The following is a 25,585-nucleotide window of genomic DNA, read 5'->3' on the forward strand; positions in this document are numbered from 1 at the left end:
CTCGATCAAGGCAAAGGAAGAGGCGAATAGGTGCCCCGCAGCCCCTCGCGGGTAGCCCCGCGCCCGACTGGACGTCGTTCGTGGTCAGCGTCCGATGGCTGGACGCGGGGTTACCCGCCAGGGGCCGCGGGACGCTGTGTTACAGCACTGCGCCGGCCGCGCGCAGGCGCTGTTGCTCTTGCGGCGAGAACCCCCAGTCGGCCAGGGCCGCTTCGGTGTCCTGGCCCGGCCGGGGCGGCGGGTTCTGGATGGCGCCGGGGGTGCGGCTGAAACGCGGGGCCGGGGCCGGCTGGACCACGCCGCCCACTTCGACGAAGCTGCCGCGCTGGCGCACATGGGCGTGCCCCGGCGCCTCGCTCAGCGACAGCACCGGCACGATGCAGGCCTGCGTGCCCTCGGCCCGTACCGCCCATTCGTCGCGGGAGCGGGTCTTGAACACCTCGGCAAAACGCCGCTTCATCAGGGGCCAGCCGGCCTGATCGTGCTGCGCCGGCAAATCCCGTTCCTCCAGGCCGAGCACACCCAAGGCCTCGCGGTAGAAGCGCCCTTCGTTGGCGGCGATGCTGACGTGCTTGCCGTCGAGGGTTTCGTAGACGTTGTACCAAGGCGCACCGGAATCCAGGCGATTGCTGCCGCGCTCATCCTTCCAGTAACCGGCGGCATGAAAGCCGTAGATCAGGGTCATCAGCGACGCGGCGCCGTCGACCATGGCCGCATCCACCACTTGACCACGCCCCGAACCGCGGGCTTCGAGCAGCGCGCTGAGGATGCCCAGCGCGAGGTACAGCGAGCCGCCGCCGAAGTCGCCGACCAGGTTCAGCGGGATCGCCGGTGCTTCACCGGCGCGACCCATGGCGTGCAAGGCGCCGGTCAGCGAGATGTAGTTGACGTCATGCCCCGGCGCGCGGGCCAGAGGACCGTCCTGGCCCCAGCCGGTCATGCGCCCGTAGACCAGGCGCGGGTTGGCCGCCAGGCAAGTGTCGGGGCCGAGCCCCAGGCGCTCCATCACGCCGGGGCGGAAGCCTTCGACCAGAACGTCGGCCTGTTCCACCATGCGCAGCACGGCGGCCGTCGCCTCGGGTTGCTTGAGGTTCATCTGGACGCTGCGCCGGCTGCGGTTGAGCAGTTCGAAACGGGCGTCGATCGGCGCACCGCCGTCATGGCCCGCCGGACGGTCGATCCGCACCACCTCGGCGCCCAGGTCGGCCAGCAGCATGCAGCAGAACGGCGCCGGGCCGATGCTGCCGACCTCGACGATCCTGATCCCCGCGAGCGGGCCTTTCGCTTGTGTTTTCATCAGTGCATCCCGTCTGTGGATTGCGCCGGCTCAACCGGCGTGAAGCAGCTGCCGCAACCGTTCGTTGTCCTGGCCAATCGAAGGCGCCGAGGACAGGGCAGGAGGGCGCTGGCGGTCGAAGGACAACGGCATGCCCACCAGCTCGATCTCGTCATCGCTGGTTTTGCCCAAGATGCCCAGGGCACGGGTCTGCTCGTGGGCATAGAGCTCTTCGGTGGTCTGCACCGAGGCGAAAGGCATGCCCAGTGCGTCGAAGTGCGCTTGCCAATGGGCACGGGGGTGCTGCTTCATGCGTTCGCCGATCAGGCCGTCGATGGCCTTGCGGTTGGCGATGCGCCCGGAGTTGGTGGCGAACCGGGCGTCGGCGGCCCATTCGGGGTGCCCCAAGGCGTCGCACAAGCGGGCGAACAGTGTGTCGTTGGCCGCGCTGATGATGGCGTGACCGTCTGCCGTCTCGTAGGCGCGGTGCGGCACAATGAAGGCCACGCCCGAACCATGGCGCCCGCCGGGATTGCCGTCCGCGGCGTAGTTGGCGATGCCGATGGACATCCAGGCGATCGCGGTCTCCAGCAGCGAACTGTTGACCGTCGCGCCGACCTGCTTGCGTTCGCGCCGCAGCAAGGCGGAGACGATGCCGATCACGGCCCACATGCCCGTGCCGAAATCGCAGATGGACACGCCGGCGCGCACCGGCGCCTGGCCGTCTTCCCCGGTGAGCGTCATGATTCCGGAAAAGGCCTGCATCAGCGGATCGTAGCCGGGCAGGCCGTTCAGCGGACCGAGGTGGCCGTAGGCACCGACCTCGCACACCACCAGTTGTGGTTTGCGCTGGCGCAGGCTGTCGGCATCGAGCCCGTACTGGTCGGCGCTGCCCGGACGCAGGTTGTGCAGGAATACGTCGGCATGGCCGCCGATCAGGTCGTGCAGCGTGGCCAACTGCACCGGATCCTTGATGTCCAGGCAAATGGAGCGCTTGCCGCGGTTGATGGCATGGAACGCGGCGCCGCAGCCTTTCCACTGGCTGGGGCCCCAGCCGCGGGAGGAATCTCCCGACGGGCGCTCCACTTTCCACACTTCTGCGCCCAGGCCGGTCAGCACATGGCCGGCGAACGGCGCCGAGGCGCTGTCGCCCAGTTCCACCACGGTGATGCCCGCCAGGGGCAGGTCGTCTCTTGGATCGTTTGTCATTGTTGTCTCCTTGAGTGGGGGCCGCTTAAGCGCCGTGAGTCATCGGCGGGGCCTGCACACCGCCGCCCGCGGCGACGACCTGCTGCGCCTGGGCCTCGCTCAGGCCATACTCGGTCAGCAGCTGCACGGTGTGTTCGCCCAGCCGGGGCGCCGGGTAACGCTGTTCGGGTTGGCTTTCGCTCCATTGCTGGGGAATGCCGAGCATGCGCAGCAGGCCTTCGCTGGGATGCTGCTGCATTTGGAAGAAGTCGACGGCCTGCATGTGCGCGTCCTGCAGCAAGGTCTGCGGGGTATTCATCTCGATGACCGGAATGTCGGCTTCGGTGAGCAGGGCCAACCATTGTGCCGTCGTCTTGGTCTGGAAGGTGTCGGCCAGGAACTTGTAGAGGTAGGCGATGTATTCCGTGCGGCCGTAGATCGTGCCGTAGCGTGGATCCTCAGCCATGTCCGCCCGGCCGACGGCGAGGAAGAAACGCTGCCAGTGGCGGTCGGTGTAGATGTTCACGCCCAGGTAGCCGTCCTGGGTCTGATAGGGCCGGCGCTCGGCGCTCATCATCCGGGCATAGCCCCAATCGCCGATGGGCGGCTCGAAGGTGTGTCCGTACAGGTGATCGCCGAGCACGAAGTGGGCGAAGGTCTCGAACATCGGCACCTCGACCGATTGCCCGTGGCCGGTCTTTTCCCGGTAGTACAGCGCCATGGCGATGGCGTTGCAGGCGGCCATGCCGACGATGCGGTCGGCGATGGCAGTGGCGACGTAGGCGGGTGGGCCGGACTTGCGCGCCTGCAGCACCGGCATGCCGACGGCGGCCTGGATCAGATCGTCATAGGCGGGGCGGTCGGCGTAGGGGCCGTTCTGGCCGAAGCCGAACGCGCCGCAATAAATGATGCGGGGATTCACGGCCTTGACCTGGTCATAGGCCAGCCCCAGTTTGGCCATGGCCTTGGGACGCAGGCTGTGCAGCACCACGTCGGCCGAGGTGATCATCCGCTGCAGCGCGTGGGCCGCCTCCGGGTGCTTGAGATCCAGCGCGGCGCTGCGCTTGTTGCGGTTCAGGTGCAGAAAAATCGCACTCATGCCCGGGTTGCGGCAGGGGCCCACGCCGCGCGTGGGATCGCCGCAGGGCGCTTCGATCTTGCAGATGTCAGCGCCCATGTCCGCCATCAGCAGCGAGGCGTAAGGGCCCATGAAGTTCGAGGTCAGGTCCAGTACCCGTACCCCTGCAAGCGGTCCTGCCATAACGCTTACTCCGATTCTTGTTATTGGAGGCCTGGCCGGGACCTGGCCCGGCGTGTCGGCCAGGCCAGGTCCTGCGGTCAGGCACGCCGGTACAGGGTCACCACGCAGGCGCCGCCCAGGCCGATGTTGTGCTGCAACGCGATCCGTGCGTTATCGACTTGTCGCTGGCCGGCCTGGCCGCGCAGGTGCCAGACCAACTCGGTGCACTGGGCCAGTCCGGTGGCGCCCAGCGGGTGCCCCTTGGACATCAGGCCGCCGGACGGGTTGACCACGTACTTGCCGCCGTAGGTGTTGTCGCCATCGGCGATGAACCGCTCGGCGCCGCCTTCCGGACACAGGCCCAGCCCTTCGTAGCTGATGACTTCGTTGGGGGTGAAGCAGTCGTGCAGCTCCACCACGTTCACATCCTGCGGGCCTATGCCGGCCGCCTCATAGACCTGCTGCGCGGCGCGGCGGGTCATGTCGGCACCCACCAGGTTCAGCAGGTCGTGCTTGCTGGCCTCAGTGTCGGTGGTCATTGCCTGGGCGACGATCTCCACGGCGCCGGTGATCCCGTGGCGGGCCGCGAAGGCTTCACTGCAGACGATGGCGGCGGCGGCGCCGCAGGTCGGTGGGCAGGCCATCAGGCGAGTCAGGTGAGGATACATCGGCGTGGCTTGCAGCACCTCCTCGACGGTCAGCGGCTTGTTGAACAGCGAGTAGGGGTTGTTGACCGCGTGGTTGCGCGTCTTCACCGCCACCTTGGCGAAGATGTCGGGATTGGCGCCATAGCGGTTGATGTACTCCCAACCCGCCGAACCGAAGGCCTTGATCGCCCGGGGTGCGTCTTGGGGAAGCTCCGGCGCCAACTGCTGCTGGCGCTCGTAGATCCAGCCCACCGGGGAGGTGCGGTCGCCGAAGGCGCTGGCCAGGGCGCCGGGTTTCATCTCCTCGAAGCCGAACGCCAGTGCGCACTCGACCACACCGGACTCCACCGCCTGGCGCGCCAGGAACAGAGCCGACGAACCCGAGGCGCAGTAGTTGTTCAGGTTGAACACCGGAATGCCGGTCATGCCCACGGCGTAGGCGACCCGCTGGCCGCAGGTGCTGTCGCCGTAGACGTAACCGGCGAACGCCTGCTGCACCTGGTCGTAGCGGATGCCCGCATCCGCCAGGGCGCCCTGGATGGCTTTTGCGCCCATCACCTCGTAGGGTTCGTGCGCGCCGGGCTTGGCGAACTTGACCATGTTGACGCCGATGATTCTGGCTTTGTTGCCCATGTCGGATCTCCTTCAGTGCATCAGGTGCAGGTCGCTTTCATCGACATCCAGGACGATGCGCAGGATGGCCTGGCACATGGTCTTGCCGGTGAAGTCGATACGCAGGCTGCGGGTGGCCCCGCCGCCCAGCGAGTTGCGCAGCACGAAGTTCATCGCGTGCAGGGTACGTACCTCGTAGCGATCTACCTTGCCTTTGGCCATGTCGCCGAAAAAGTCCTTCACTCGCTCGGCGGTCAGGTGCTTCTGCAGCAGCGGATAGAAGCGCGGCTCCCGGGCGATGACGGCGATGTTGCTGATGTCGCCCTTGTCGCCGGAACGGGCGTACACCAGGTCTTTCAGTTGCAGCTTGGCCATGTCAAAGCTCCCGGATTTCGACGTTTTGCACGACGTGTTCGCGTGCGATCAGCGTGGGCCAGAGAGCAAACACCTCACGTGGGGCAGGGGTGTTCAGCTGGCCGGTGGATCCGATCGGGCCGGTGCCCATCAGCATCACGCACTCACGGGCGACCTTGCTGGCCTCCGCCCGGTTGGCGCACTTGGCGGCCACCCGGATGCGCACTTCGTTGATGTCAGGGTCGGGCTCAGGTGAGGCTGACCAGTGGCAGGAATCGACGCCGATCATGTCGTAGCGCACTTCCTCGGCCTTGAGGTCGACCATCTCGAAACGCTTTCTGATGATCTCGAACGAGCGTCGCGCCTTGGCCACAGCGTCCGGCCAGGTCACCGACGATTCGACCTCGCCGATGTAGCCGTCGGTGTAGGCGATGCCGGCCTTGAGCGTCGCCGGCGCGGGCTTGCCGCGGGCACCCCAGACCTTGACCCGATCTTTGGCCACTTCCTGCATCTGCACCTGGGTGAAGTCGGTGATGACCTCGGGCATCAAGTAGTTGCCCGGATCGTGCACTTCGTACAGCAGGTGTTCGGTCAGGGTGACCTTGTTGACCAGACCGCCGGTGCCATCGACCTTGGTGATGAACAACTCGCCTTCCTCGTTGACCTCAGCGATCGGGTAGCCGATGTTCCAAGGTTCGGGCACTTCCTTCCACAGACTGGTGATGCCGCCGGAGCACGCCGCCCCGCATTCGATCAAGTGGCCGGCGGTGATGCCGATGGCCAGCCGGTTCCAGTCGTCCCAGGCCCAGCCGAACTCGTGCACCAGCGGAGCGAGGATGGCGGCATCGTCGGTGGCCCGGTCGGAGATGATGATGTCGCAGCCGGCCTGCAAAGCCTCCACGTACCCGTAGGCGCCGGAGTACACGTAGGAGCCGACGATGCGTTCGCGCACCTTGCCCAGGTCGGTGTCGCCGGTGTCCAAGTTGCTGAAGAGCACGCCTTTATCGAGCAAATCCTCGACCTTGCGCTGGATGTCGTTGGTGGTGACGATACCGACCTTGAGCCGGGTGATGCCCACTTCCTTGGCCGCCGCAAGGATGGTGTCGGCGCAGGCCTGGGGATTGGCCGCCCCGGCGTTGGTGAGGATCTTGATGCCTTTTTCCAGGCAGATCGGCAGCACCCCGCGCACCACGGCGCGGATGGCCGGCACGAAGCCGTGCTCCGGGTTTTTCTGACGCATCTTCTGCAACAGCGGAATGGTCGGCTCGCCGAGGAAGTCGTAAGCCAGGTACTGCACGTTGCCGTGCTTGGCGATCTCGATGGCGGGGTCGAGGTTGTCACCCCAGAACCCGCTGCCGGAACCGATACGGATAGTCTTCATGGCGATCAGCCTTTGGGGGTAGGCAGGGTGGAGGCCACCAGGGCATCGAGGTCCTCGCGCTTGCGCAGCATCAGCAGGCTCCATTCGCCTTGCTGCACCACGTCGCCGTCCTGGTTGAGCACCTGCATAAGAAATTTGATCACGCCGTACTTGTCGTCCTTGACCTTTTTGCCGATCACGGTGGCTCGGGCATAGACGGTGTCATCGATCAGCACGGGCTTGAGGAAGCGCATGTTGTCGATGCCGTAGTTGGCCTGGAAGCCCAGGCCGAACTGCACCAGGCCGGTGGCGATGGAGTAGGTGAGCGCACCTTGCACCAGTCGTTTGCCGAAGCGGGTCTTGGACGAATAGACGGTGTTGGAGTGGATCGCGATCCAGTTGCCGGTCAGCGCGCAGTAGTTCACCACGTCGGTTTCGGTGATGGTGCGGCCACCGGAGGCGAACACCTGGCCTTCTTCCAGTTCGTCGAAGGTCTGGTTGATCTGGTTGTTGATCAGACTCATGGCTGTTTCCTTGATGGGTGACTGACTGCGGCGTTAGTTCAGGCGCATGGATTTGGCGATGATGGTCCGCTGGATCTGCGAGGTACCGCCACCGATGGTGCATTGCACGCTTTCGCGCAGGTAGCGCTCCATGTCTGCCTCGGGCAGGTTGGCGAAGCCGCCCAGGATCTGCATGCCGTCGAGGGCGCATTGCTTGAGGGTTTCGGAGGCGTACAGCTTGGCCATGGACGTTTCTTTCGGCGCGGGCTGGCCCTCGGACTTGAGTGCAGCGGCGCGGTAGACCAGCAGGCGGGCCGCATCGACGCGGGTTTGGTTCTCGGCCAGCATGTGCTTGAGCACCTGGAAATTGAAGATCGGCTGGCCGAACTGGGTACGCTGGTGCGCGTAGCGGTTGGCGTTGTTCACGGCCTCCTGCGCGTTGCCGGTGTAGGCGCCGGCGACGGCGCAGCGCTCAAGCTCCAGGTGGTTGAGGATGATCTCGTGGCCCTGACCTTCGACGCCGAGGATCGCATCACCGGGCACGATGACGTCGTCGAGGAAGATTTCGGTGGTGCCGGTCGCATGGCGCGACAGCGTCGGCAGCTTGTTGATGACCATGCCGGGGGTGTCGTTGGGGATCAGCAGCATGGTCAGGCCGCCATGCTTGTCCTTCATGTCGGTGCGTACGAGCATTGCGATAACGGTGTTGTCGGCCTGGGCTCCGGAGCAGAACATCTTCGCGCCGTTGATGACCCAGTCGCCGTTCTCGTTGCGACGGGCATGGGTCTTGGTGGCGAACACGTCCGAACCGGCATCGGGCTCTGTCATCGACACCGAGAAGCGGATCTTGCCTTCGATGAAGGGCTGGATGTACTTGTCGCGCTGCGCCTGTGTGCCGTACTTGGCGATGTTCATCGCCGTGAAGGTCGGCACGAGGATGGCGGCAGCGAAGTCGAAGCCGTACTTGCCCAGGCCCTCGGACATCAGCACGTAGTCGAAGATGCTGCCGCCGGCGCCGCCTTCTTCTTCCGAGAACAGCAGGCCCAGCCATCCTTGCTGCGCGATTTTCTCGTAGGCCTCATAGGGGTAGTCGCGGTTCTGGTCGCATTTGCGGATGTATTCGACGGTGACTTCGTTGTCCATGAAGCGGTTCACGCTGTCGAGCCACATCTGCTGCGATTGGTCGAGGAAGTTGGCCATGGCCGGGGTCCTTTTTATGTTGTTGAGTAGACACCCCGTAAGCTAGGGCGCAGGGCCGGGCAATCCAAGTTGCGAATTTCGAAGTCGGATTTCTAGGGAAATGAAGTGGCCGCGCAGGTCTTTTCCGGGCACGGGATTGCACCGGGCAGAGCGCCGGTGCACGGGGACGGGACAACGTGAAGCCGGGTGCCGCCGACGCTGCTCTTGCGCGATCGGTGCACTCACGCAAGATGCGCAACGGTGCCGCAAGGGCATCGGGAGAGGGCTGCCGCACCGGTTGGCGGGCGACAGCCGGAGAGGGCGGAAACGGTCAGACGGCGGTTCGGTCCAGCACCACGGTCTTGGATTCCAGGAACGCTTCGAGGCCGCCTTCGCCGCCCTCGCGGCCGATCCCGGACTGCTTGAATCCGCCGAAACCGATCGAGAAGTCATACCGCGAGGCATTGTGTCCGACGGTGCCCGAGCGCAGTTGCCGCGCCACGCGCATCGCCCGTTCGGGGTCGTGAGTGAATACGGCGGCGTTCAGGCCGAAGTGGCTGTCGTTGGCCAGATCGATCGCATGACGTTCGTCGTCGGCGCAGATGACTGACAGCACCGGGCCGAAGAACTCATTGCGGGCGGCGAACGAACGGTTGTCGACATGGGCCAACACCGTGGGCTCGAAAAAGAAGCCTCGTCGCAGATGCGCCGGCCGGCGGCCGCCCGTGGCAAGCTGCGCACCGTCGGCGAGGCTCGCGGCGACCAGCCGTTCGACGCTGTCGCGCTGTCGCCCCGTGGCCAGTGGGCCCATGGCGGTGCCCGAGTCGAAGGGGTCGCCGAGCACGGCTTCGCGGGCGGCGCACACCAAGGCCTCGACCATGGCGTCGTGTTTGGCCCGGGGCACGATGATGCGGGTCAGGCTGGCGCACACCTGGCCGCTCAGATAACTGAAGTACGGTGTGCCCAACGCCTTGGCGGCCGTCTCGATATCGTAGTCGTCGAGCACCACGGCAGGGGACTTGCCCCCCAGCTCCAGCGTCACCCGCGCCACCCGTTCGGCGGCCACGGCACCGATGCGTCGGCCTGCGGCGGTGGAGCCGGTGAAGGTGATCTTGTCCACGTCCGGGTCGCTCACCAGGGCTTCGGAGACATCGCGGTCGGCGGTCAACATGTTCACCACGCCGGGCGGCAGGCCGACGTCCTGGCAGATCTGCGCGAACAGGTGGCCGGAGCAGGGCGCCTCGGGCGAGTTCTTGATGATCACCGTGCAGCCGGCCAGCAGCGCCGGCGCGACCTTGTAGGCGATCAGGCCGGCGGGGCCGTTCCAGGGCACGATGGCCACGGCCACTCCGACCGGTTCTTGCACGTTGTAGCCCTGGTGGCCGCTGGTCGACCGCACCGGTTTGATGAACGGATAGGTGTGAGCCATGGCCGCGTACTGCCGGAAGGCACCGCTGAGGTACTGGCCGACCCGGGGTTGGGCGATCCGGTAAAGCACGCCGGACTCCGTGGTCCAGATGCGCGCGAAGTCATCGTTCAGCGCTTCGAGGCGTTCGGCGATCTTCTCAAGATACCCGGCGCGCTCGACGGGCGTCATGCGCGGCCAGGGCCCATGGTCGAAGGCTCGCCGTGCGGCCTGCACCGCTGCGGCCGCGTCCGCGTGTTCCGCCCTGGCGACTTGGGCGGCCACCGCTTCGGTGGCGCAGTTGAGCACCGCGAATGTTCCGGATGTCGAGGGTTTGACCCATTGCCCGCCAATGAACAGGCGGTCGGCATGGGGAACGTTGAGTGTGGTGTCAGTCATCGCTGTGGAGTCTCCTTGAACGTCAGGCCGCGAGGGGGCGGGCCGTGAGCGCATCCGCACGGATCATGTCCGCGCCTTTTTCGCCGATCATGATGCAGGGCGCATTGGTGTTGCCGGTGGGGATGACGGGCATGACCGACGCATCGATCACCCGCAGGCGGCGCACGCCGTGGACCCGCAGCCGGGCGTCGACCACGGCCGCGGCGTCACGGCCCATCTTGCAGGTGCCCACCGGATGCCAACCGGTGCCGCCGAAGCGCTTGAGGTAATCGAACAGCTGTTCGTCGCTGGCGCAGTGGGCGCCGGGCTTGATCTCCTCGCTCACCCGCTCTCGCAGGGGCGAGGTCTGCAGGATCTGGCGCAACTGGCGCAGCCCGGCGATGTGCCGGCGTACGTCACGCTCATCGCTGAAGTAGTTGGGATGCAGCACCGGTGGCTGGAGCGGGTCGGCGCTGGCCAGTTCCAGGTGCCCGCGCGATTCCGGCGAAAGCAGCACCACCGAGCCGGAGATCCCCGGGAAACGGTCGGCGGCCACTTCCCCGGACGGCGTGGCCGAAAAGCTCATGGGGTTGAGCGACAACTGCAGGTCGACCGGGCCGCCCGGTTCGCTGCGGGTGTAGGCAGTCACGGGCGCAGCGCCGAGCGCAAGGTAGCCGCCATGGGTGAGCACATAACGGGCGCCCTCCAGGTACTTGCGCAGTCCGCTCAGGCGATGGTTCACCGAGCTGTCCGACGAACAGCGCCAGGCGAACGAGGCATACCAGTGATCCTGCAGGTTGCGCCCCACGCCCGGCAGATCGCTGTGCACGGCGATGCCGTGGCGCCGCAACTGCACAGCGTCACCGATGCCCGACAGCAGGAGCAGTTGCGGGGAGGCGATGGCACCCGCGCTCAGGATCACTTCGCGTCTGGCCGTGATGGCGCGGCGTTGGCCTTCGTGCAGTACCTCGACGCCGCTGGCCTCCTGTCCCTCCAGCAGTATTCTCGTTACGTGCGCATTGCTGAGGATGTCGAGGTTGGAGCGGTGCCGCACTGGCTCGACAAACGCCTTGTAGGCCGAATGGCGCTGTCCGTTCCTGATCGTGTACTGGCGGATGCCGACGGCCGGGTAGGGCGGCGCGTTCAGGTCGTCGGAACGCGGGATGCCGACATTGGCGCAGGCGGTGATGAAGTCCCGGGCCGTCGGGTGGACTTCCGTCGGGTCGCTGACGCACAACGGGCCGAGCTCACCGTGGTAGGGGCCGGCGCCCCGTACGTTGCTTTCGGAACGCATGAAGTAGGGCAGCACCTCGTTCCAGGCCCAGCCCGGATTGCCCAGCCGCGCCCAACGGTCATAGTCTTCGGGCTGGCCGCGCATGTAGATCATGCCGTTGATGGCGCTGCTGCCGCCCAACCCCTTGCCGCGATCCCACTGCACCTGACGGCCGTCGAGGGTGTCGACGGGAGCGGTCCTGAAACGCCAGTTGAAGCGTTCGCTGCCGAACAGCCTGGCCATGCCGGCCGGGGTGTTGACCCAGAAGTCGTCCATGCTGGCGCCGGCCTCGATCAGCAGCACCCGCACGCGGGGATTCTCGCTGAGCCGGCTGGCGACCACACAGCCCGACGAGCCGGCGCCGACGACGATGTAGTCATAGCTCTGCATCGTGCACCTCTGCCAGCATTGCATCGGGCGCGGGGGAAGGTCTCGCGACTCGGTTCATATTGCCTCCTGTTATTTTTGTAGGGCTTTTCCGGTGAGCGCGTGGAACCTGCACGCTATCAAACAAGCCTGCGTCGGGGTTAAGGGATCCATGTGAGAAAAGCTGAAGCGCCGATTCGAAAATCACGACTTGGTCGGGCATCGGCATCCCCCCGAACATGGAGCTTTCCCCTGCCTTGGCTGAGCTTTGTGACATGACACTACGCATGCGGCTTCCCGGAACCCCTATCCCGATGCACACCTGGATCGGCGCTGACGGCAATCAACTTTGCGGCGACAGCTGGGGAGATCCCTCGGCACCGCCGGTGGTGCTGCTGCACGGCGGCGGACAGACACGCCACTCTTGGCGGCACACCGCGCATGAACTGGCACGGTCCGGCTTCTTTGCATTGGCCTACGACGCACGCGGCCATGGCGATTCAGACTGGGTGGACGATGGCGACTACAGCGAAGTCGCCATGGCACGGGACCTGGCCTGCCTGATTCGCCTGCTCGGTGCGCCGCCCGTGCTGATCGGCGCCTCAATGGGCGGGCTGACCAGCCTTGCGGCTCTGGGGAACGGGATCGTGGAGGCGTCCGCGCTGATTCTGGCGGACGTGGCCCATCGATCGTCGGACAACGGTGTCGGGCGGGTGCGTGACTTCATGGGGCAATATGCCCAGGGCTTCGTTTCGCTCGATGAGGCCGCCGACGCCATCACGCGCTACCGGGGCGAGCCCCGTCCGCCGAGGCATAAGAACGGCCTGTCCAAGAACCTGCGCCGGGCGGATGACGGGCGGTTCTATTGGCACTGGGATCCGCGGTTCCTCAATGGCCGTGACGACCTGGCCTCGCGGGCCTCTTGGCTCGGGCAGTGCGCGCGGAAGATCTCGGTGCCCACCTTGGTGGTGCGGGGCGAGCGCTCCGACGTCTTGAGTCGTGAGGCGGTGGCCGAGTTCCTGACGTTGTGCCCGTCCGCCAGCCAAATCGAGGTGCAAGGGGCAGGGCACATGCTGACCGGCGACGACAACGACGCGTTCGGCAAGGTCGCGGTTGAGTTCATCCGCAAGGTCGGCCGCTGAGGGGCTGACCAATACGCCCGCTCCTGCCTTGTCCGGTCAGGCAGAAGCGGGCGCCCCGGGTCAGAACAGAGACAGCGTGTACGTCACCAGCAACCGGTTCTGACTCTGGTTCGGCACCGCTTCGCTGTGCAGCAGGGCGTTGAGCCAGACGAAACCGAGTCCCTTGAACGATCCGCTCTGGATCACGTACCCCAATGACAGGTCGCGCTCCCATTCGCGCTGGTCGCCGCCTTTGGCGTTTTTGATCGAGTCGGAGTCTAGGTACATGATCGACGTGGTCAAGCCCGGAACGCCGAGCGCGGCGAAGTCATACCCGTACTGTGCGTAGCGCGTGGCCTGGCCCGCCCGGGTGAAGTTGGAGGCGAGACGGTCGGTGTACAGGTAGGTGCTCGACCCTGCGGCTTCGACCCCGCCGCCCAGGCTTGCCTGGTTCGGCTGGACGAAGGCGCTGTGGTCGGAGACCTTCTGGTAGCCGGCGAGCAAGCTGTGGCCGTTGACGGTGTAGGTGAACGTCGCACTCCAAGTGTCGTTGTCGATCTTGCCGTCACCGTCCTGGGTGAAGCCGGCCACCTGATAGCCGCTTTGGCCGTCTGCGTTGGCGCCCTGGGCGCGGCTGCGGAAATAACGCAGGTCGGTCTTTAGCTTTTGCGTCTCGCCGATGGGCAGCGTGTGCACGGCACCGATGAAGTCCTGGCGGTAATAGTCCTTGAGCGAGGCGTGGTAGTACTGCAGCAGCAGGTTGCTGCCCAGCTTGTAGTCGAACCCGGCGAAGGTGAAGCTGTCGCTCTGTTCGCGTCCACCGCCCACCGCCAGTCCCGTGCGGTCGGTCGATCCGCGCCCTGTGGCCTTGTCCAGTTTGCCGCCGACCAGCGTTAGGCCGTCCAGTTCGCTGGAGGTGACCATCGCGCCCTGAAAGGTCTGCTGCAGCAGGCGCCCGTCGTTGGCGACCAGGATGGGTAGCTTGGGAAACAGCGTGCCGGCCAGCAATTCGGTCTTCGACGCCTTCATCTTGAACGTCACGCCAAGCCTGCTCCATTCATCAGCCGGACCGTCACCGTCCGAAGGGATCATGGAGCTGCCCTGATGGCGGCCTCTGCCGCTGTCGAGGGTCACGCCCATCAAGCCCAGGGCGTTGATCCCGACGCCGACCGGCCCGTCGGTGTAGCCGGACTGATAGTCCAGCTTGAAGCCCTGCGCCAGCTCGGCGGTCCGAGAGGGGCCGCTGGTGTTGTCGCGGTAGTCGTTGTCGTAATACAGCGTGCGCAAGCCAAGGTTCAGCTTGCTGTCGGTGACGAAGTCGGCGTGGGCGGCCATCGGGAAGATGGGGCTCAACGTCACGATCAACGCGAGTGGAAGTTGCTTTGCTTCAGCCACACTACAACCCTCTTTTTATTGTTTTCAGGCAGACGCGCGCACGTCGGCAACCGGGTTGCCGGCGATGATCGGCGGGCTTGTCGTTGACGGTCGCGGCAGGAATGTTCACGCATTGGCGCGACGCGGCGCGATCCGTCGGGGTCACTATTGGAGCAGGGGCAGAGCCGCTCAAGTGACCATTCCTGAAGCCCCGCTTCAGTCCCGCTGAAGCGCCCGCAAAGCCTTGCGCCAGAGCGTCCGGAAAAAACGCGTGGACAGGCGAGCCGTGCAGTAATGGGCAAGCGGTCGGGCGGGTGAGGGGGTATAGTCGATGGCAGCGTGAAACCGTGTGGATGCCGGTCGGCGACAGGCTGCAGCCGGCATCCGCTCAATAATGACAAGACGATTCGCACACCTTCAGAGCGCCTATGACTTTCAACAAGATGCACCTCATCCGCCAGGTAGATCTGTTCACCCTGAAGCTGTTCCTGTCCGCCGTGGAGGAACAGCAGATCGGGCTCGCGGCCATACGCGAGAACATCGCCGCCTCGACCGCGACCAAGCGCATCCAGGATCTTGAGGAAATCGCCGGAGTGAAACTGCTGGAGCGCAATCCCAAGGGCGTGCAGCCCAGCCCGGCCGGTGCGGTGCTGGTGCGTTACCTGCGCTCGATCTTCGGCCAGCTCGACGACATGCGCGCAGAGATCAGCTCGTTCACCGAAGGGGTCCGCGGTGATGTGCGTGTGGCCTCGGTACGCTCGATCCTGGCGCCGTTCCTGGCGCGCGAGCTGGGCAACTATGCCCATGATTATCCGTTGATCGAACTGCACATCAGCGAAGTGGAGAATGCCGAGATCGTGCGCACCGTGGCCAATGGCGAGACCGACGTGGGCGTCTTCGCGATGGCTCACGAGATCGACCTGAGCGGCGTCGACGTCACGCCTTACCGCAAGGACCGGATGGTGGCCATCGTGCCCCGCGACCATGCGCTGGCCGGCCGGGCCAGCGTGTCCTTCGAGGACTTGCTGCCGGAAAGCATCATTGCGGTGAAAGCCATGCTGCCGGTATTTCGCGTCGCGGCGAAGCGCCTGGGGCAGGAATTCGAGGCGCGCTTCACGGTGCGCAGCACCGGCGTTGCGATCAGCCTGGTCCAGGCCGGCTTCGGCGTCACCGTACAGCCGGAGTGCCATGTCAGCCGGGACATGCTGGATACCGTCGCCGTCCTGGACCTGGCCGAGCCCTGGGCCAACCGCATCATCGCGATTGCCACGCCTCACGGGCGCTTGCCGAGCCCCGCCGCGCGCACCTTGCTGGAGTATCTGACCAGCCCGCCCGGCGCCGCCAAGTCATAAAGCGTTCAACGGCTGCGGGCCTGTCGCTCGAGCGCCTCACGGTGTTCGGGCGCGGCCACGGCGATGAGCCGGTTCACCCGTTGGGCGAGCGACAGCCCGCGCAGGTCGGCGACGCCATGTTCGGTGATGATCACGCAGCCGTCGCTGCGCGGCACCGTCACCGGCCCTGACAGCGAGGCCACGATCCGGCTGCGGTTGCCGGCGGTGGAGGGCAGGGCAATGATGGGCACGCCGCCCCGGCTCGATTGCGCGGCACGGAGAAAGTCGAGAATGCCGCCGACACCGCCCACGTAACGGTCGCCCGCCACCTCCGAATTCACTTGCCCGCCGAGGTCGACCTCGATGGCCGAGTTGATCGCCACGAAACGGTCGAGCTTGCCCAGCACATGGGGGCTGTGGGTGTAGTCGGTGCCGCGCAGTTCCAATGCGTCGTTCAAGTGCGCGTAGCGCCGCACGGTGTCGCTGCCGATCAGCACGCCGCCCACTGATACGCCGACGTCGATCCCCTTGCAGCTGTTGGTGATCACGCCTGCCTGCGCCAGGGTGGCGATGCCGTCGCCGATGGCCCCGGAGTGCACGCCAAGTTCGCGCCTGTCGCGCAACTGCGCCAGCACCGCGTCGGGAATGTTGCCGATGCCGGTCTGCAATGTGGCGCCGTCCTCGATGAATCCGGCGACATGCCGTCCGATGGCGGTTTCGAGCGGGCCCGGAGCCGATGCCGGCGCACTGACGGACGTCAAGGAAGAAGGGATCATCAGAGCAAAATCGGAGGCTTGCAGGTAGGGGCCACCATAGGTCCAAGGCACCGACGGATCGACCTCCGCCAGAATTACCCGTGCGCTGCGCAGCGCCGGCAGCAGGTACTCCCGCGCCAGGCCCAGGCTGTACCGCCCCAAGGCATCGGGGGGCGAGACCTGCAGCATCAGCACATCGATGCGCAACATCCTCTGTTCGATCAGGCGAGGAAACTGCGAGTAGTGCACCGGCAGGATGTCCAGCACGCCGGCCTGGGCCAGGGCGCGGTTGGTGCCGCTTCCGCAGTAGGCCAGAAAGTCGATGGCATCGGCCTGTTCGGGGCGCAGCAGGTCGCTCTGGCCGATCCCGAGGAACACCCGCAGGCGACCTAGGGCATGGCGTTGGTTGACCAGCGCCTGTATCAAGGTCAGGGGCTCGGCGTTGGCCTGTCCCCACATGACGGTGTCGCCGGGGCGGATCAGCCGCGTCAGGTCGGGGAAGGCGGTCGTGTCGGGCTGTGGTAAGTGCGGTGTGTTCATGGAGGTATCGGCGTGTCCTGGCCTGTGGGTCGCCTGATCTTTGATCCTGTCCCCGTCCGGAACAAATGATGATTACGCAAGCCTGGCTTCGCGGGTGACGAATCGGTGCCGGCCCTGCGCATTCGGCTGTATCGAACCGGCGGTTCGGAAAACACGCATTGAACGGGCGGCTGCCAGCCATCAGCATCGTGCCCGTGCCCCTTTGCCCGAAGTGCACCGCATGGCTCATGCGCGCGCGGGCGTTCCCTTTTCGATAGAACGGTAGGTCGATGCGGTTTCCCGATGCCCCCTTGAAAACACCCTGGATACACTCACGTTGTCAGGCGGGAGGGCATTGCTGATGCAAGAGCCCACCGACGGGGCCCAGGCGACAAGCTTCAGTGGGGCCAGTGCGGCCCGACTGTCCGGGACGTTCCTGATCTCCGGCTTCGTCATGGCGGCCTTGGGATCCTCACGCCTGATCGTTCCGTTGATCGCCATTTCGTTGGGCGCCGGCAGCATGCTGGTCGGCGTGATAGCCGCAGCCTGCACCGCCATGCCGATGGTGCTGAGCGTTGCGTTCGGACGCTGGATGGACCGTGCCGGCACGTTGCCGGCGATAGGGCTGGCGACTTCGATGATCATCTTCGCTTCATTGCTGTACTGGGCGCTGCCGAGCCGCTACACCCTACTGGCCGTATCAGGGCTGATCGGCACCGCCGGGGTGTTCACCCACATGGCGGCGACGCGGGCGGTCGGGCTCGGGGTCAAGGTCAGCGAGCGGGCGAAATCGCTGGGCTACCTGGTGCTCAGCTATTCGCTGTTCAACTTTTTCGGGCCGGTCATCGCCTCGCATGCCTTCGAGCATTTCGGTGCGGTGCCGGCCATCGGCGTGCTGGGGCTGTTCGCGCTGCTCTCGGTCATCGGCACCCGCGCCGTCCCTCACTTCTATGCGCGGGAGGAGCAGAGGGCGGCCGACGCCTCGGGGCCGCGCAGGGCCTATGACCTGCTGAAGACCGGCGACCTGCGCCTGTGGATCGTGATCAGCGGCATCTTCACCGCCAACCAGACGCTGTACCCGTTCATCCTGTCGCTGCATGCCGCGCAAATCGGCCTTGCCGCCTCACAGGCCGGCTGGATGCTCGGCGCCTTCGCCTTCGGCACCCTGACTTCGCGGTTCTGCACGCCATTGCTGGTCAAGCACGCCAATCCGAACATCACGTTGGTGATTGCCTTGGTGCTCGCGGCGGGCATCTACGCGGTCATCCCGTCCGCCCACGGCACCGTTTCGCTGGTGGTGCTGAGTGCAGCCCTGGGATTGCCCTTGGGCATCGGTGCGCCGGTGTCGCTGGCGCTGATCTACGAGGTGGCGCCGCCGGGGCGCGTGAATGAGGCGTTGGGGATTTCCATGTCGGTGAACAACCTGCTGCAGACCGTGTTCCCGATGCTCATCGGCGTGGCGGCCTCCAGCCTGGGTGTGGCACCGATGGTCTGGGTCTGGTCGCTGGTTATCCTGGTCAGCGCCTGCATGATCATGCTGCGCCGCCATCAACTGGAGCGCGGTGCCGCCTGAGGGTCATGGCGCAGCACGTCGAGCAGCCAAAGGAACGCGGCCGAACGGTGCAGGCGGCTGGGGTAGTAGAGGTAGTAGGGCTCGAAGGTCTTGCACCAGCCGTTCAGCACCTCGACCAGTTCGCCGCGCTCGAGCAGGCCCAGCACGTATTCGCGCGGCAGGTAGGCCAGGCCCAGTCCGGCGAGCGCGGCGTCCCGGGCCGAGGCGATGTTGTTGCCGACGAACTGACCGTCGACCTTGATGCGCTGTTCCTTGCCGGCCTTGGCGAAGACCCAGGGAAAGTACTCGCCGTGTGTGGGCAGGCGCAGGTTGATGCAGGCGTGTTCGGTCAGCGCTTGCGGGTTCCGGGGGGCGGGGTGCCGCGCCAGATAATCGGGTGAGGCGACCACCGTCATAGGGTGCGGCGGGCTGATCTGCACGGCGATCATGTCCCGGGCGACCAGTCCGCCGCGCCGCACCCCGGCGTCGTAGCGGCCAGTGACGATGTCGCTCAGGCCGTAGTCGATGCTCAGCTCGACACAGATGTCCGGCTCGGCGGGCAAGGCCCGGCTGATGGCCGGCTGGAGCACGTTGAGCACCGCGTACTCATCGGCGTTGATGCGCACGGTGCCCGCCGGCCTGTCGCGCAGTTCAGTGATTTCCTGCAGGCCGGCGTCGATCTGCGCCATGGCCGGGCCGACCCGCTGCAGCAGTTTTTCTCCGGCCGGCGTCAGCGACACGCTGCGGGTGGTGCGGGCGAACAGGCGCAGTTCCAGGCGCGCCTCAAGGCCCCGGATCACCTGGCTGAGCGCCGACTGGGAGATGCCCAGGCGCGCCGCCGCCCGGGTGAAGTTGCCTTCTTCCGCCACCATCAGGAAGGCGGTGAGATCCTTGAGGTTGTTTCCGTTCATTAAGAAGCCTGGCTAATAACCGCATGCTGATTTTGCGGGATTATAACCGGGTCGCGGTCGCCGTAAACTTCTTCCACACCGACACTCAATGAGGTTCGACATGAAGGCAGTCAACTTTCCCAGCGGCGGCGAGACCTTGGCCGGCGTTCTGCATCTTCCGAAAGGGTTCTCGGAAGACCGCAAATACGCAGCCGTCGTCTGCACCCATCCCGCCGGAGGCGTGAAAGAACAGACCAGCGGACTGTACGCTGAGCGTCTGGCCGCTCAAGGCTTCGTCGCTTTGGCGTTCGATGCGTCGTACCAAGGCGAGAGCAGCGGCCAGCCGCGGCAGTTGGAGAATCCTTATGTGCGGATCGAAGACATCAGCGCCGCTGTCGACTACCTGACGACGCTGGCTTATGTCGACCGTGACCGAATCGGCGCCATGGGCATCTGCGCCGGCGGCGCCTATACCGCCGCAGCGGCCATGGGCGATCGGCGCATCAAGGCCGTGGGCACTGTCAGTGCCGCCAATTACGGCGCGATCCTGCGTCAGGGGTGGGACGGCACGGGCAAGCCGCAGGATGGGTTCGCACTACTGGAGGCTGCAGTCAACGCACGCACGGAAGAGGCCAACGGCAGCGAAACCGCCTATTTCCCGATCGTGCCCGGTAGCCGCGAAGAAGCGCCCAACGCAGACCTGGCCGAGGCCGTGGATTACTACCGCACCCCACGGGCCCAGAACCTTCGTTCGCCGAGCAAGGCGCCGCTGCGCAGCCTGATGCAGTTGGCCACGTTCGATGCCTTTCACTTGGTGGACCTGTTCCTGACCCAGCCGATCCAGATCGTCGCCGGTGCCGAAGCCGGAACGCGATGGATCAGCGAAGACCTGTACCGACGGGCCGCGAGTAAGAACAAGCACCTGCACCTGGTGCCCGGCGGTTCGCACATTGGCCTGTACGACAAGCCCGAGCTGGTGGCCGAAGCCATGGCCAAGCTGGGCCCATTCTTCAAACAGCACCTTTAATCGAGGTACAACCCATGAAAAGCATCACGTTCAAAAACCGTCTGTGGACTGTGGCCGCCGACATTCGCTTCCCCAAGGATTTCGATGAAAGCCGCCAGTACCCGGCGATCATCTGCGCCCACCCCATCAGCAGCTGCAAGGAGCAGACGTCCGGCGCCATCTACGGCGAGAAACTGGCCGAGCAGGGCTTCATCACCCTGGCCTTCGATGCGTCCACCCAGGGCGCCAGCGGCGGCGAGCCGCGCTTCAGTGAAGACCCGAGCCTGCGGGTCGAGGATTTCCGTTGCGCCGTGGACTATCTGGTGACGCTGCCGTATGTCGACGAGTCGCGGATCGGCGTGCTGGGCGTCTGCGGGGGTGGCGGCTACGCCGTCAACGCGGCGATGACCGAACGCCGGATCAAGGCCGTGGGCACCGTGGTGGCCGCCAATTACGGGCGGATCATGCGTGAAGGCGACATGAGCGCCGACGCCGCGCTGAAGACCCTGGAAGCCATCGGCAAACAGCGCACCGCCGAGGCGCGGGGCGCGGATCCGCTGGTGGTGACCTACATCCCCAACTCCCAGGCCGAGTGCGAGCAGGCCGGCATCCGCGATGTGGATGTGATGCAGGCCGTCGACTACTACAAGACGCCGCGGGGCCAACAGCCCGGTTCGCCGAACCAACTGCGCTTCACCAGCGTGGCGCCGGCCTTGGGCTGGGACGCGTTCTTCCTCGCCGAGCGTCTGCTGACGCAACCGCTGCACATTGTCGTCGGCGGCGGGGCTCCCGGTGCGTTCGGTTCGTTCCGCGACGGTTTCGACCTGTTCGACCGCGCCCGTTCCGGCGACAAGACCCTGCAGGTGGTCGAAGGGGCGACCCACTACGACCTGTATGACCAGCCGGGGCCGGTGGCCAAGGCCCTGGAGCAGTTGGTGCCGTTCTTTCGCAAGCACCTCTGAGCGCATCGGCAGCACCCGCGCCCCCACCAGGCTCTGGCCTGGTGGGGGCGCGGGCGTTTTGCGACCGGGATCAGATCGGTGTGTCGGCGACTCCGCCGTCGGCCCGCAGCGCCGCGCCGGTGGTGGCCGAGGACAGCGTCGAGCAGGTGTAGAGCACGAGGTTGGCGACTTCCTCCGCGCTCTGGAACCGCTGGGTGATCGAGGAAGGGCGCATGGCCTTGACCAGGTCGGCGCCTTGTTCCTCGATCGTCTTGCCCGTGCGGCGGATCTGCTCTTGCAGCATGCCTTCCACGCCTTCGCTCAGGGTCGGGCCGGGCAACACTGCGTTCACCGTCACGCCGGTGCCGGCCATGCGTTTGGCCAGGCCGCGGGACAAGCCGAGGAGGGCGGTCTTGGTGGTGGCGTAGTGCAGCATGTCGGGCGGCGTGCTGATGCCGCACTCTGAGCCGATGAACACCACGCGTCCCCAGTCCTTGTCGGCCATGCCCGGCAGGTAAGCGCGCGACAGCCTTACGCCGGACATGATATTCACCGCCCAATACGTATCCCAGGCCTCATCGGCGGTCTCGAAGAAGTCGGCCACCTCGAAGATGGCGGCGTTGTTGACCAGGATGTCGCAACGGGGCACCTGCTTGAGCAACCTGTTGCAGCCGGCGGCGCTGCCCAGGTCGGCCTCCACGCCCTGCAGGCGGGCATCGGGGTGCAGATGCCGGAGCCTGTCCAGCGCGGCGTCGACCTTGTCCTGCCCCAGGCCGTTGATGACGACTTCGGCACCGGACTCGAGCAACGCCTTGGCGATGGCGAAGCCGATGCCTTGTGTGCCGCCGGTCACGACGGCGATTTTTCCGTTCAGATTGAACGCCATGGGATATTGCCTTCTTTTGGTGAGTGTCAGGGTGCCCGGGCGGGGAGCCGACGCGTCTGCATCGGCGTCGCTCCGGGGGGATCGTTGGAGCCGGAATCAGAAGATGTGCAGGTAGCGCAGACGGAACTGCTGGCTCACCTTGAAGCCGTTCTCGACATCGGTGTCCCGGTAGAGCCCCAGCAGGATTTGGTCAGAGCGGCTGAGGAAGGTACTGGCCTCAATGAAGAAGCCCGTCGTGGCAATGCGGTCGTCCTGCCAACGATCGTCCAGCTTTGTCTGGCCCCCGAAGTCGCGGTACACGCCCGCACCGGCCAGCGTGTGGCCTGCGTCGTTGAACTGATGGGTCAGCGCTGCCTTGGTTTCGTACCAGGGTCGTTGGCGCAGGGTCTTGCGGTCGGGACCGTAGTCGTCGTTGTGTGCGTAGGCCGTGCCTTCGCCCACCAGTTCCAGGTTGAACCCATTGCCCAAACGGCGCTGATAGAGCACCTGCAAGGTGGCTTTCCAGCGGTTTTCGCCCGGGTTGAGCATGTCCTTGTGGTCGTACTCGCCGATGGGCAGGAACAGGAAGGGCGCGACGGCCAGGTACTCGCCGGCGTCATGGTCGCTGAGCAGGTAGACCGGAAAGCCGATCAACGGATCCGCCACACCGGAGGTATGGCGCAGACCATCGACGTGCTCCGGCGAGAGGTTGTTGTGGAACACGGCGAACTGCGGGTTGGCGATCAGGTTGCCCAACTGGATGGGGCGTGCGTAGCGGACGACTGTGGTGACCGCGTCCAGCTTGGCCTGTTTGCTAACGACGCTGCCGTTGCTGTAGAGCTTGGAGTTTTTGGTGTCGAGCAGATAGATCGCGAGCAGGTCATGCCCCGGTGGCGGGGCGACCGCATCGCCGAGGTTGGTGCCCAGGGCGTAAACAGGCGGCGGGGCGAACGCGACGAGCAGCAGTGGAATGAGAAGCGGGACATGACGTTTGCACAGGCGAACGGAAAACATCCAGACCGGCTGGAATCGGCGCATGGGGAACTCTCCACTTTTATTGTTGTGGTTGGAAAGTGCGTGGTCGGCGGTCGGCCGCCTGGCGGGGGCGCGCAGCGGCCGTGAGGACTAACGTGCGTTGTTCTCGGTGAATGCCGGGCTGCGGGTGTCGAAGGCGGAGAACGTCAGGTGCCGGATTTTCCAGGCACCGTCCGACCGGCGGAACCGCATGGCGTAGGTGCCGGAGAGCAGTTGAAGCAAGCCGTCGGCGGTCTGGCGGTAGTAGATCACGTCGGTGCAGGCGCTGGCCTCGTCCTGTTCGACGGTGATCAGAGGATTGGTGATGTGGTGATGGCACCTTGGGACTTCGCGCCACACCTTGTGCAGCAATTCGTTGATGCCGGCGATGCCGGATCCTGTGCCCCGCGGCAGTTCGTAGGTTGCGTCCGGCGCCCACAGGTTCATGAAGCCTTGCTCATCCTGCTTGTCGATGCCATGACAGTACCGACTCATCAGATCCTTGATGGCCTCGATATCAATGAGCCATTGAACCTTCTGTTCCAATGTCCTTGCGTCCATTTCTTTCCTCTTTGGCTTGCCCTTGTGAAGCCGGCCCCACAATGCGGGCCGACGGGTTTTCTTGTAATGGCCGAAATCAGAATCGCCAGCCTAGACAGGGCGCTCACACCGGAAAAGTCAAAAAATTCGAAGCGGCGATTCGCGCCGGCCGAATGGCTTGGACCGCTTTGCGGTTTTCGAATCGGCACTTCGACAGAACTCAATTGGTCAGGGGAGCGTGCCTCTCTACAGTGAATGCAATGCCGCGCCGCCGGTGTCTTGAACCGGCGGCATCGACGACAACAAGAACAATCATGTGCGGGACAACGGGACGCCGTCAGGGCGGAGGCCTGCGTCCCGGCTGCCGGAGCGTTGAACGTCCATGGAACCGAATGCATCTGCCTCACTGCCGCGCTACGAACACCTGTACATCGACGGCCAATGGGTGACCCCGCTCGACGGCCAGTTGATCGAAAGCATCGACCCCTCCACCGGAAAGGCTTGGGCCGTAGCGCCTTTGGGCGGGATAAAGGATATCGACCGAGCCGTGGCCGCGGCCCGTCAGGCGCTCGTGGGCGAGTGGGGGAGGATGCCCGGCCACCAACGGGCGGCGCTGCTGCGTCGGCTCGCTGAGTTGCTGCTCGCCGCCGTGCCGGAACTGGCCCGCATCGAATCGCGGGACAACGGCAACCTGGTCAAAGACCATCGCGCCAGCCTCACCGCTCAGGCGCAGTGGTTTCAGTGGTTCGCATCCTTGGCCGACAAGACCCACGGCACCACGATTCCCTTGGAAGAGGGGATGCACGGCTTCACCACCCGCGTTCCTGTCGGTGTGGTGGGAGCGATCATTCCCTGGAATGCGCCGTTGCTTTCCATCTGCCTCAAGGTCGGGCCTGCTCTTGCCGCTGGTTGCACGGTGGTGATCAAGCCTGCCGAGCAGACGCCGGTGTCGGCCCTTGAGTTCGCCCGCCTGACGCAGGCCGCCGGCTTTCCGCCGGGCGTGGTGAATGTGGTGCCCGGATTGGGGCGCATCGCCGGCGCGCATCTGGTTCAGCATGCCGATGTCGACAAGATTTCGTTCACCGGCGAAGGGGGCACAGCCAAGCGCATGCTGCGCGAAGGCAGCGACAACCTGAAGCGGTTCTCGTTCGAGCTGGGAGGCAAGGCGCCGCACATCATTTTTGCCGACGCCGACCTAGACAGCGCCCTGAATGCCGCCACGGCCTGCGCCTGGCGGTTGACTGGCCAGAGTTGCGCCTTGGGCTCGCGGGTGCTGGTCGAACGCCCGATCTACGACCGGGCCGTCGAAGTGTTCCGTGAGCGCGCGGCCAGCGTGCGGGTTGGTTTGCCGTCCCTGGACAGCAGCCACATGGGCCCGCAGATCAGCGAGGAGCAGTTGCGCAAGACCCTGTCTTACGTCGACCTGGGTCGCCAGGAAGGCGCGGAACTCGTCGCCGGCGGCCGCAGGATCCTGTCCGGCGGATTGGCGGACGGCTATTTCGTCGAACCCACGGTTTTCGCCGGCGTGAGCAACCGGATGCGCATCGCCCGGGAGGAGATCTTCGGACCGGTCGCGTCATTGATTCCCTTCGATGATGAAGAGCAGGCGCTGGCCATCGCCAACGATACCCCCTACGGCCTTACGGCCGGCCTGTGGACACGGGATGTCGGCCGGGCGCACCGCGTGGCCAGCCGGATCACCGCCGGGATGGTCTGGGTGAACACCTATTCCTACCTTCGTTGGTCGACCCCCTACGGCGGTTTCAAGACCAGCGGCTGGGGGCGCGAGAACGGGATCGACGCGCTCGATCCGTACCTGGAGACCCGCACCACGATCCTCAGCACTGAGGGGCGCTTCAGCAACCCTTACGACGACTGAACAGGCGGCTGTCGTCA

Annotated in this window: 22 protein-coding genes; 6 read left to right on the top strand and 16 right to left on the bottom strand. The window is 65.5% G+C overall.

Going from position 1 to position 25,585, the window contains the following annotated elements; translation table 11 throughout:
* Positions 1-139: 139 nt before the first annotated feature.
* The 10 genes from ACIP0B_RS00495 to ACIP0B_RS00540 form a co-directional block, all read right to left on the bottom strand.
* Positions 140-1,297 carry a CaiB/BaiF CoA transferase family protein gene (locus tag ACIP0B_RS00495; protein ID WP_400828848.1) on the bottom strand — a complete coding sequence of 386 codons (1,158 nt, stop codon included), beginning with the start codon at positions 1,295-1,297 and terminating at the stop codon, positions 140-142.
* Between the two features lie 30 nt (positions 1,298-1,327).
* On the bottom strand, positions 1,328-2,485 hold the full coding sequence (locus ACIP0B_RS00500) for a CaiB/BaiF CoA transferase family protein (RefSeq protein WP_400828850.1): 1,158 nt from the start codon (positions 2,483-2,485) through the stop codon (positions 1,328-1,330).
* Positions 2,486-2,510: 25 nt separating this feature from the next.
* Positions 2,511-3,725, bottom strand: coding sequence for a CaiB/BaiF CoA transferase family protein (locus ACIP0B_RS00505; protein ID WP_400828852.1), 1,215 nt, complete (start codon positions 3,723-3,725; stop codon positions 2,511-2,513).
* 77 nt (positions 3,726-3,802) lie between these two features.
* Positions 3,803-4,984: a lipid-transfer protein gene (locus tag ACIP0B_RS00510; protein ID WP_400828854.1), complete on the bottom strand. Its 1,182-nt coding sequence runs from the start codon at positions 4,982-4,984 to the stop codon at positions 3,803-3,805.
* Positions 4,985-4,996: 12 nt separating this feature from the next.
* Entirely contained in the window at positions 4,997-5,338 is a 342-nt protein-coding gene (locus ACIP0B_RS00515; RefSeq protein WP_400828856.1) for a hypothetical protein, read from the bottom strand.
* Position 5,339: 1 nt separating this feature from the next.
* A complete protein-coding gene (locus ACIP0B_RS00520) occupies positions 5,340-6,698 on the bottom strand; it encodes an acyclic terpene utilization AtuA family protein (protein ID WP_400828858.1) in 1,359 nt (452 codons plus the stop codon).
* A gap of 5 nt (positions 6,699-6,703) precedes the next feature.
* Entirely contained in the window at positions 6,704-7,201 is a 498-nt protein-coding gene (locus ACIP0B_RS00525; RefSeq protein WP_209965898.1) for a MaoC/PaaZ C-terminal domain-containing protein, read from the bottom strand.
* A gap of 33 nt (positions 7,202-7,234) precedes the next feature.
* Complete coding sequence (locus ACIP0B_RS00530; RefSeq protein ID WP_400828860.1) at positions 7,235-8,380, bottom strand: acyl-CoA dehydrogenase family protein; 1,146 nt, start codon at positions 8,378-8,380, stop codon at positions 7,235-7,237.
* Between the two features lie 310 nt (positions 8,381-8,690).
* Positions 8,691-10,163: an aldehyde dehydrogenase gene (locus ACIP0B_RS00535; RefSeq protein WP_400828862.1), complete on the bottom strand. Its 1,473-nt coding sequence runs from the start codon at positions 10,161-10,163 to the stop codon at positions 8,691-8,693.
* Positions 10,164-10,185: 22 nt separating this feature from the next.
* Positions 10,186-11,805 (bottom strand): GMC family oxidoreductase, encoded by a 1,620-nt coding sequence (locus ACIP0B_RS00540; RefSeq protein ID WP_400828864.1) that lies wholly within the window; start codon positions 11,803-11,805, stop codon positions 10,186-10,188.
* A gap of 290 nt (positions 11,806-12,095) precedes the next feature.
* Here ACIP0B_RS00540 and ACIP0B_RS00545 point away from each other — a divergent pair, with 290 nt between their 5' ends.
* Positions 12,096-12,923, top strand: a complete 828-nt coding sequence (locus ACIP0B_RS00545; RefSeq protein WP_400828866.1) for an alpha/beta fold hydrolase — start codon at positions 12,096-12,098, stop codon at positions 12,921-12,923.
* Between the two features lie 60 nt (positions 12,924-12,983).
* Here ACIP0B_RS00545 and ACIP0B_RS00550 read toward each other — a convergent pair whose 3' ends face one another.
* A complete protein-coding gene (locus ACIP0B_RS00550; protein WP_400828935.1) occupies positions 12,984-14,237 on the bottom strand; it encodes an OprD family outer membrane porin in 1,254 nt (417 codons plus the stop codon).
* Between the two features lie 467 nt (positions 14,238-14,704).
* Between ACIP0B_RS00550 and ACIP0B_RS00555 the strand changes: the two genes are divergently transcribed.
* Entirely contained in the window at positions 14,705-15,628 is a 924-nt protein-coding gene (locus tag ACIP0B_RS00555; RefSeq protein WP_400828868.1) for a LysR family transcriptional regulator, read from the top strand.
* 5 nt (positions 15,629-15,633) lie between these two features.
* Here ACIP0B_RS00555 and ACIP0B_RS00560 read toward each other — a convergent pair whose 3' ends face one another.
* Positions 15,634-16,902: an acetyl-CoA hydrolase/transferase family protein gene (locus tag ACIP0B_RS00560; protein WP_400828870.1), complete on the bottom strand. Its 1,269-nt coding sequence runs from the start codon at positions 16,900-16,902 to the stop codon at positions 15,634-15,636.
* Between the two features lie 340 nt (positions 16,903-17,242).
* On the opposite strand from ACIP0B_RS00560, the gene ACIP0B_RS00565 reads away from it, so the two are divergent.
* On the top strand, positions 17,243-18,454 hold the full coding sequence (locus tag ACIP0B_RS00565) for an MFS transporter (protein WP_400828872.1): 1,212 nt from the start codon (positions 17,243-17,245) through the stop codon (positions 18,452-18,454).
* On the opposite strand, the gene ACIP0B_RS00570 is transcribed toward ACIP0B_RS00565, so the two are convergent.
* Positions 18,430-19,344 (bottom strand): LysR family transcriptional regulator, encoded by a 915-nt coding sequence (locus tag ACIP0B_RS00570; protein ID WP_400828874.1) that lies wholly within the window; start codon positions 19,342-19,344, stop codon positions 18,430-18,432. The genes ACIP0B_RS00565 and ACIP0B_RS00570 overlap by 25 nt on opposite strands.
* 100 nt (positions 19,345-19,444) lie before the next feature.
* Here ACIP0B_RS00570 and ACIP0B_RS00575 point away from each other — a divergent pair, with 100 nt between their 5' ends.
* A complete protein-coding gene (locus tag ACIP0B_RS00575; RefSeq protein WP_400828876.1) occupies positions 19,445-20,350 on the top strand; it encodes an alpha/beta hydrolase in 906 nt (301 codons plus the stop codon).
* A gap of 14 nt (positions 20,351-20,364) precedes the next feature.
* The gene (locus tag ACIP0B_RS00580; RefSeq protein WP_400828878.1) at positions 20,365-21,291 is read left to right on the top strand and encodes an alpha/beta hydrolase; all 927 of its coding nucleotides are present in this window, start codon (positions 20,365-20,367) and stop codon (positions 21,289-21,291) included.
* 70 nt (positions 21,292-21,361) lie between these two features.
* On the opposite strand, the gene ACIP0B_RS00585 is transcribed toward ACIP0B_RS00580, so the two are convergent.
* From ACIP0B_RS00585 to ACIP0B_RS00595, 3 genes are all read right to left on the bottom strand, one after another.
* Positions 21,362-22,156: an SDR family NAD(P)-dependent oxidoreductase gene (locus ACIP0B_RS00585; protein ID WP_400828880.1), complete on the bottom strand. Its 795-nt coding sequence runs from the start codon at positions 22,154-22,156 to the stop codon at positions 21,362-21,364.
* 96 nt (positions 22,157-22,252) lie between these two features.
* Positions 22,253-23,173, bottom strand: coding sequence for a transporter (locus tag ACIP0B_RS00590; protein WP_400828882.1), 921 nt, complete (start codon positions 23,171-23,173; stop codon positions 22,253-22,255).
* Positions 23,174-23,260: 87 nt separating this feature from the next.
* Positions 23,261-23,710, bottom strand: coding sequence for a nuclear transport factor 2 family protein (locus ACIP0B_RS00595; RefSeq protein WP_400828883.1), 450 nt, complete (start codon positions 23,708-23,710; stop codon positions 23,261-23,263).
* 361 nt (positions 23,711-24,071) lie between these two features.
* Between ACIP0B_RS00595 and ACIP0B_RS00600 the strand changes: the two genes are divergently transcribed.
* Complete coding sequence (locus ACIP0B_RS00600; RefSeq protein ID WP_400828885.1) at positions 24,072-25,568, top strand: aldehyde dehydrogenase; 1,497 nt, start codon at positions 24,072-24,074, stop codon at positions 25,566-25,568.
* Positions 25,569-25,585 lie beyond the last annotated feature (17 nt).

Source organism: Pseudomonas sp. NPDC089534 (assembly GCF_044749305.1).
In the GTDB taxonomy this organism is placed as follows: Bacteria; Pseudomonadota; Gammaproteobacteria; order Pseudomonadales; family Pseudomonadaceae; genus Aquipseudomonas; species Aquipseudomonas ekonensis.

Excerpts from the sequence above, each read along its gene's own strand:
- ACIP0B_RS00495 (WP_400828848.1), bottom strand. The coding sequence starts at position 1,297 with ATGAAAACACAAGCGAAAGGCCCGCTCGCGGGGATCAGGATCGTCGAG.
- ACIP0B_RS00500 (WP_400828850.1), bottom strand. The coding sequence starts at position 2,485 with ATGACAAACGATCCAAGAGACGACCTGCCCCTGGCGGGCATCACCGTG.
- ACIP0B_RS00505 (WP_400828852.1), bottom strand. The coding sequence starts at position 3,725 with ATGGCAGGACCGCTTGCAGGGGTACGGGTACTGGACCTGACCTCGAAC.
- ACIP0B_RS00510 (WP_400828854.1), bottom strand. The coding sequence starts at position 4,984 with ATGGGCAACAAAGCCAGAATCATCGGCGTCAACATGGTCAAGTTCGCC.
- ACIP0B_RS00515 (WP_400828856.1), bottom strand. The coding sequence starts at position 5,338 with ATGGCCAAGCTGCAACTGAAAGACCTGGTGTACGCCCGTTCCGGCGAC.
- ACIP0B_RS00520 (WP_400828858.1), bottom strand. The coding sequence starts at position 6,698 with ATGAAGACTATCCGTATCGGTTCCGGCAGCGGGTTCTGGGGTGACAAC.
- ACIP0B_RS00525 (WP_209965898.1), bottom strand. The coding sequence starts at position 7,201 with ATGAGTCTGATCAACAACCAGATCAACCAGACCTTCGACGAACTGGAA.
- ACIP0B_RS00530 (WP_400828860.1), bottom strand. The coding sequence starts at position 8,380 with ATGGCCAACTTCCTCGACCAATCGCAGCAGATGTGGCTCGACAGCGTG.
- ACIP0B_RS00535 (WP_400828862.1), bottom strand. The coding sequence starts at position 10,163 with ATGACTGACACCACACTCAACGTTCCCCATGCCGACCGCCTGTTCATT.
- ACIP0B_RS00540 (WP_400828864.1), bottom strand. The coding sequence starts at position 11,805 with ATGCAGAGCTATGACTACATCGTCGTCGGCGCCGGCTCGTCGGGCTGT.
- ACIP0B_RS00545 (WP_400828866.1), top strand. The coding sequence starts at position 12,096 with ATGCACACCTGGATCGGCGCTGACGGCAATCAACTTTGCGGCGACAGC.
- ACIP0B_RS00550 (WP_400828935.1), bottom strand. The coding sequence starts at position 14,237 with ATGGCCGCCCACGCCGACTTCGTCACCGACAGCAAGCTGAACCTTGGC.
- ACIP0B_RS00555 (WP_400828868.1), top strand. The coding sequence starts at position 14,705 with ATGACTTTCAACAAGATGCACCTCATCCGCCAGGTAGATCTGTTCACC.
- ACIP0B_RS00560 (WP_400828870.1), bottom strand. The coding sequence starts at position 16,902 with ATGAACACACCGCACTTACCACAGCCCGACACGACCGCCTTCCCCGAC.
- ACIP0B_RS00565 (WP_400828872.1), top strand. The coding sequence starts at position 17,243 with ATGCAAGAGCCCACCGACGGGGCCCAGGCGACAAGCTTCAGTGGGGCC.
- ACIP0B_RS00570 (WP_400828874.1), bottom strand. The coding sequence starts at position 19,344 with ATGAACGGAAACAACCTCAAGGATCTCACCGCCTTCCTGATGGTGGCG.
- ACIP0B_RS00575 (WP_400828876.1), top strand. The coding sequence starts at position 19,445 with ATGAAGGCAGTCAACTTTCCCAGCGGCGGCGAGACCTTGGCCGGCGTT.
- ACIP0B_RS00580 (WP_400828878.1), top strand. The coding sequence starts at position 20,365 with ATGAAAAGCATCACGTTCAAAAACCGTCTGTGGACTGTGGCCGCCGAC.
- ACIP0B_RS00585 (WP_400828880.1), bottom strand. The coding sequence starts at position 22,156 with ATGGCGTTCAATCTGAACGGAAAAATCGCCGTCGTGACCGGCGGCACA.
- ACIP0B_RS00590 (WP_400828882.1), bottom strand. The coding sequence starts at position 23,173 with ATGCGCCGATTCCAGCCGGTCTGGATGTTTTCCGTTCGCCTGTGCAAA.
- ACIP0B_RS00595 (WP_400828883.1), bottom strand. The coding sequence starts at position 23,710 with ATGGACGCAAGGACATTGGAACAGAAGGTTCAATGGCTCATTGATATC.
- ACIP0B_RS00600 (WP_400828885.1), top strand. The coding sequence starts at position 24,072 with ATGGAACCGAATGCATCTGCCTCACTGCCGCGCTACGAACACCTGTAC.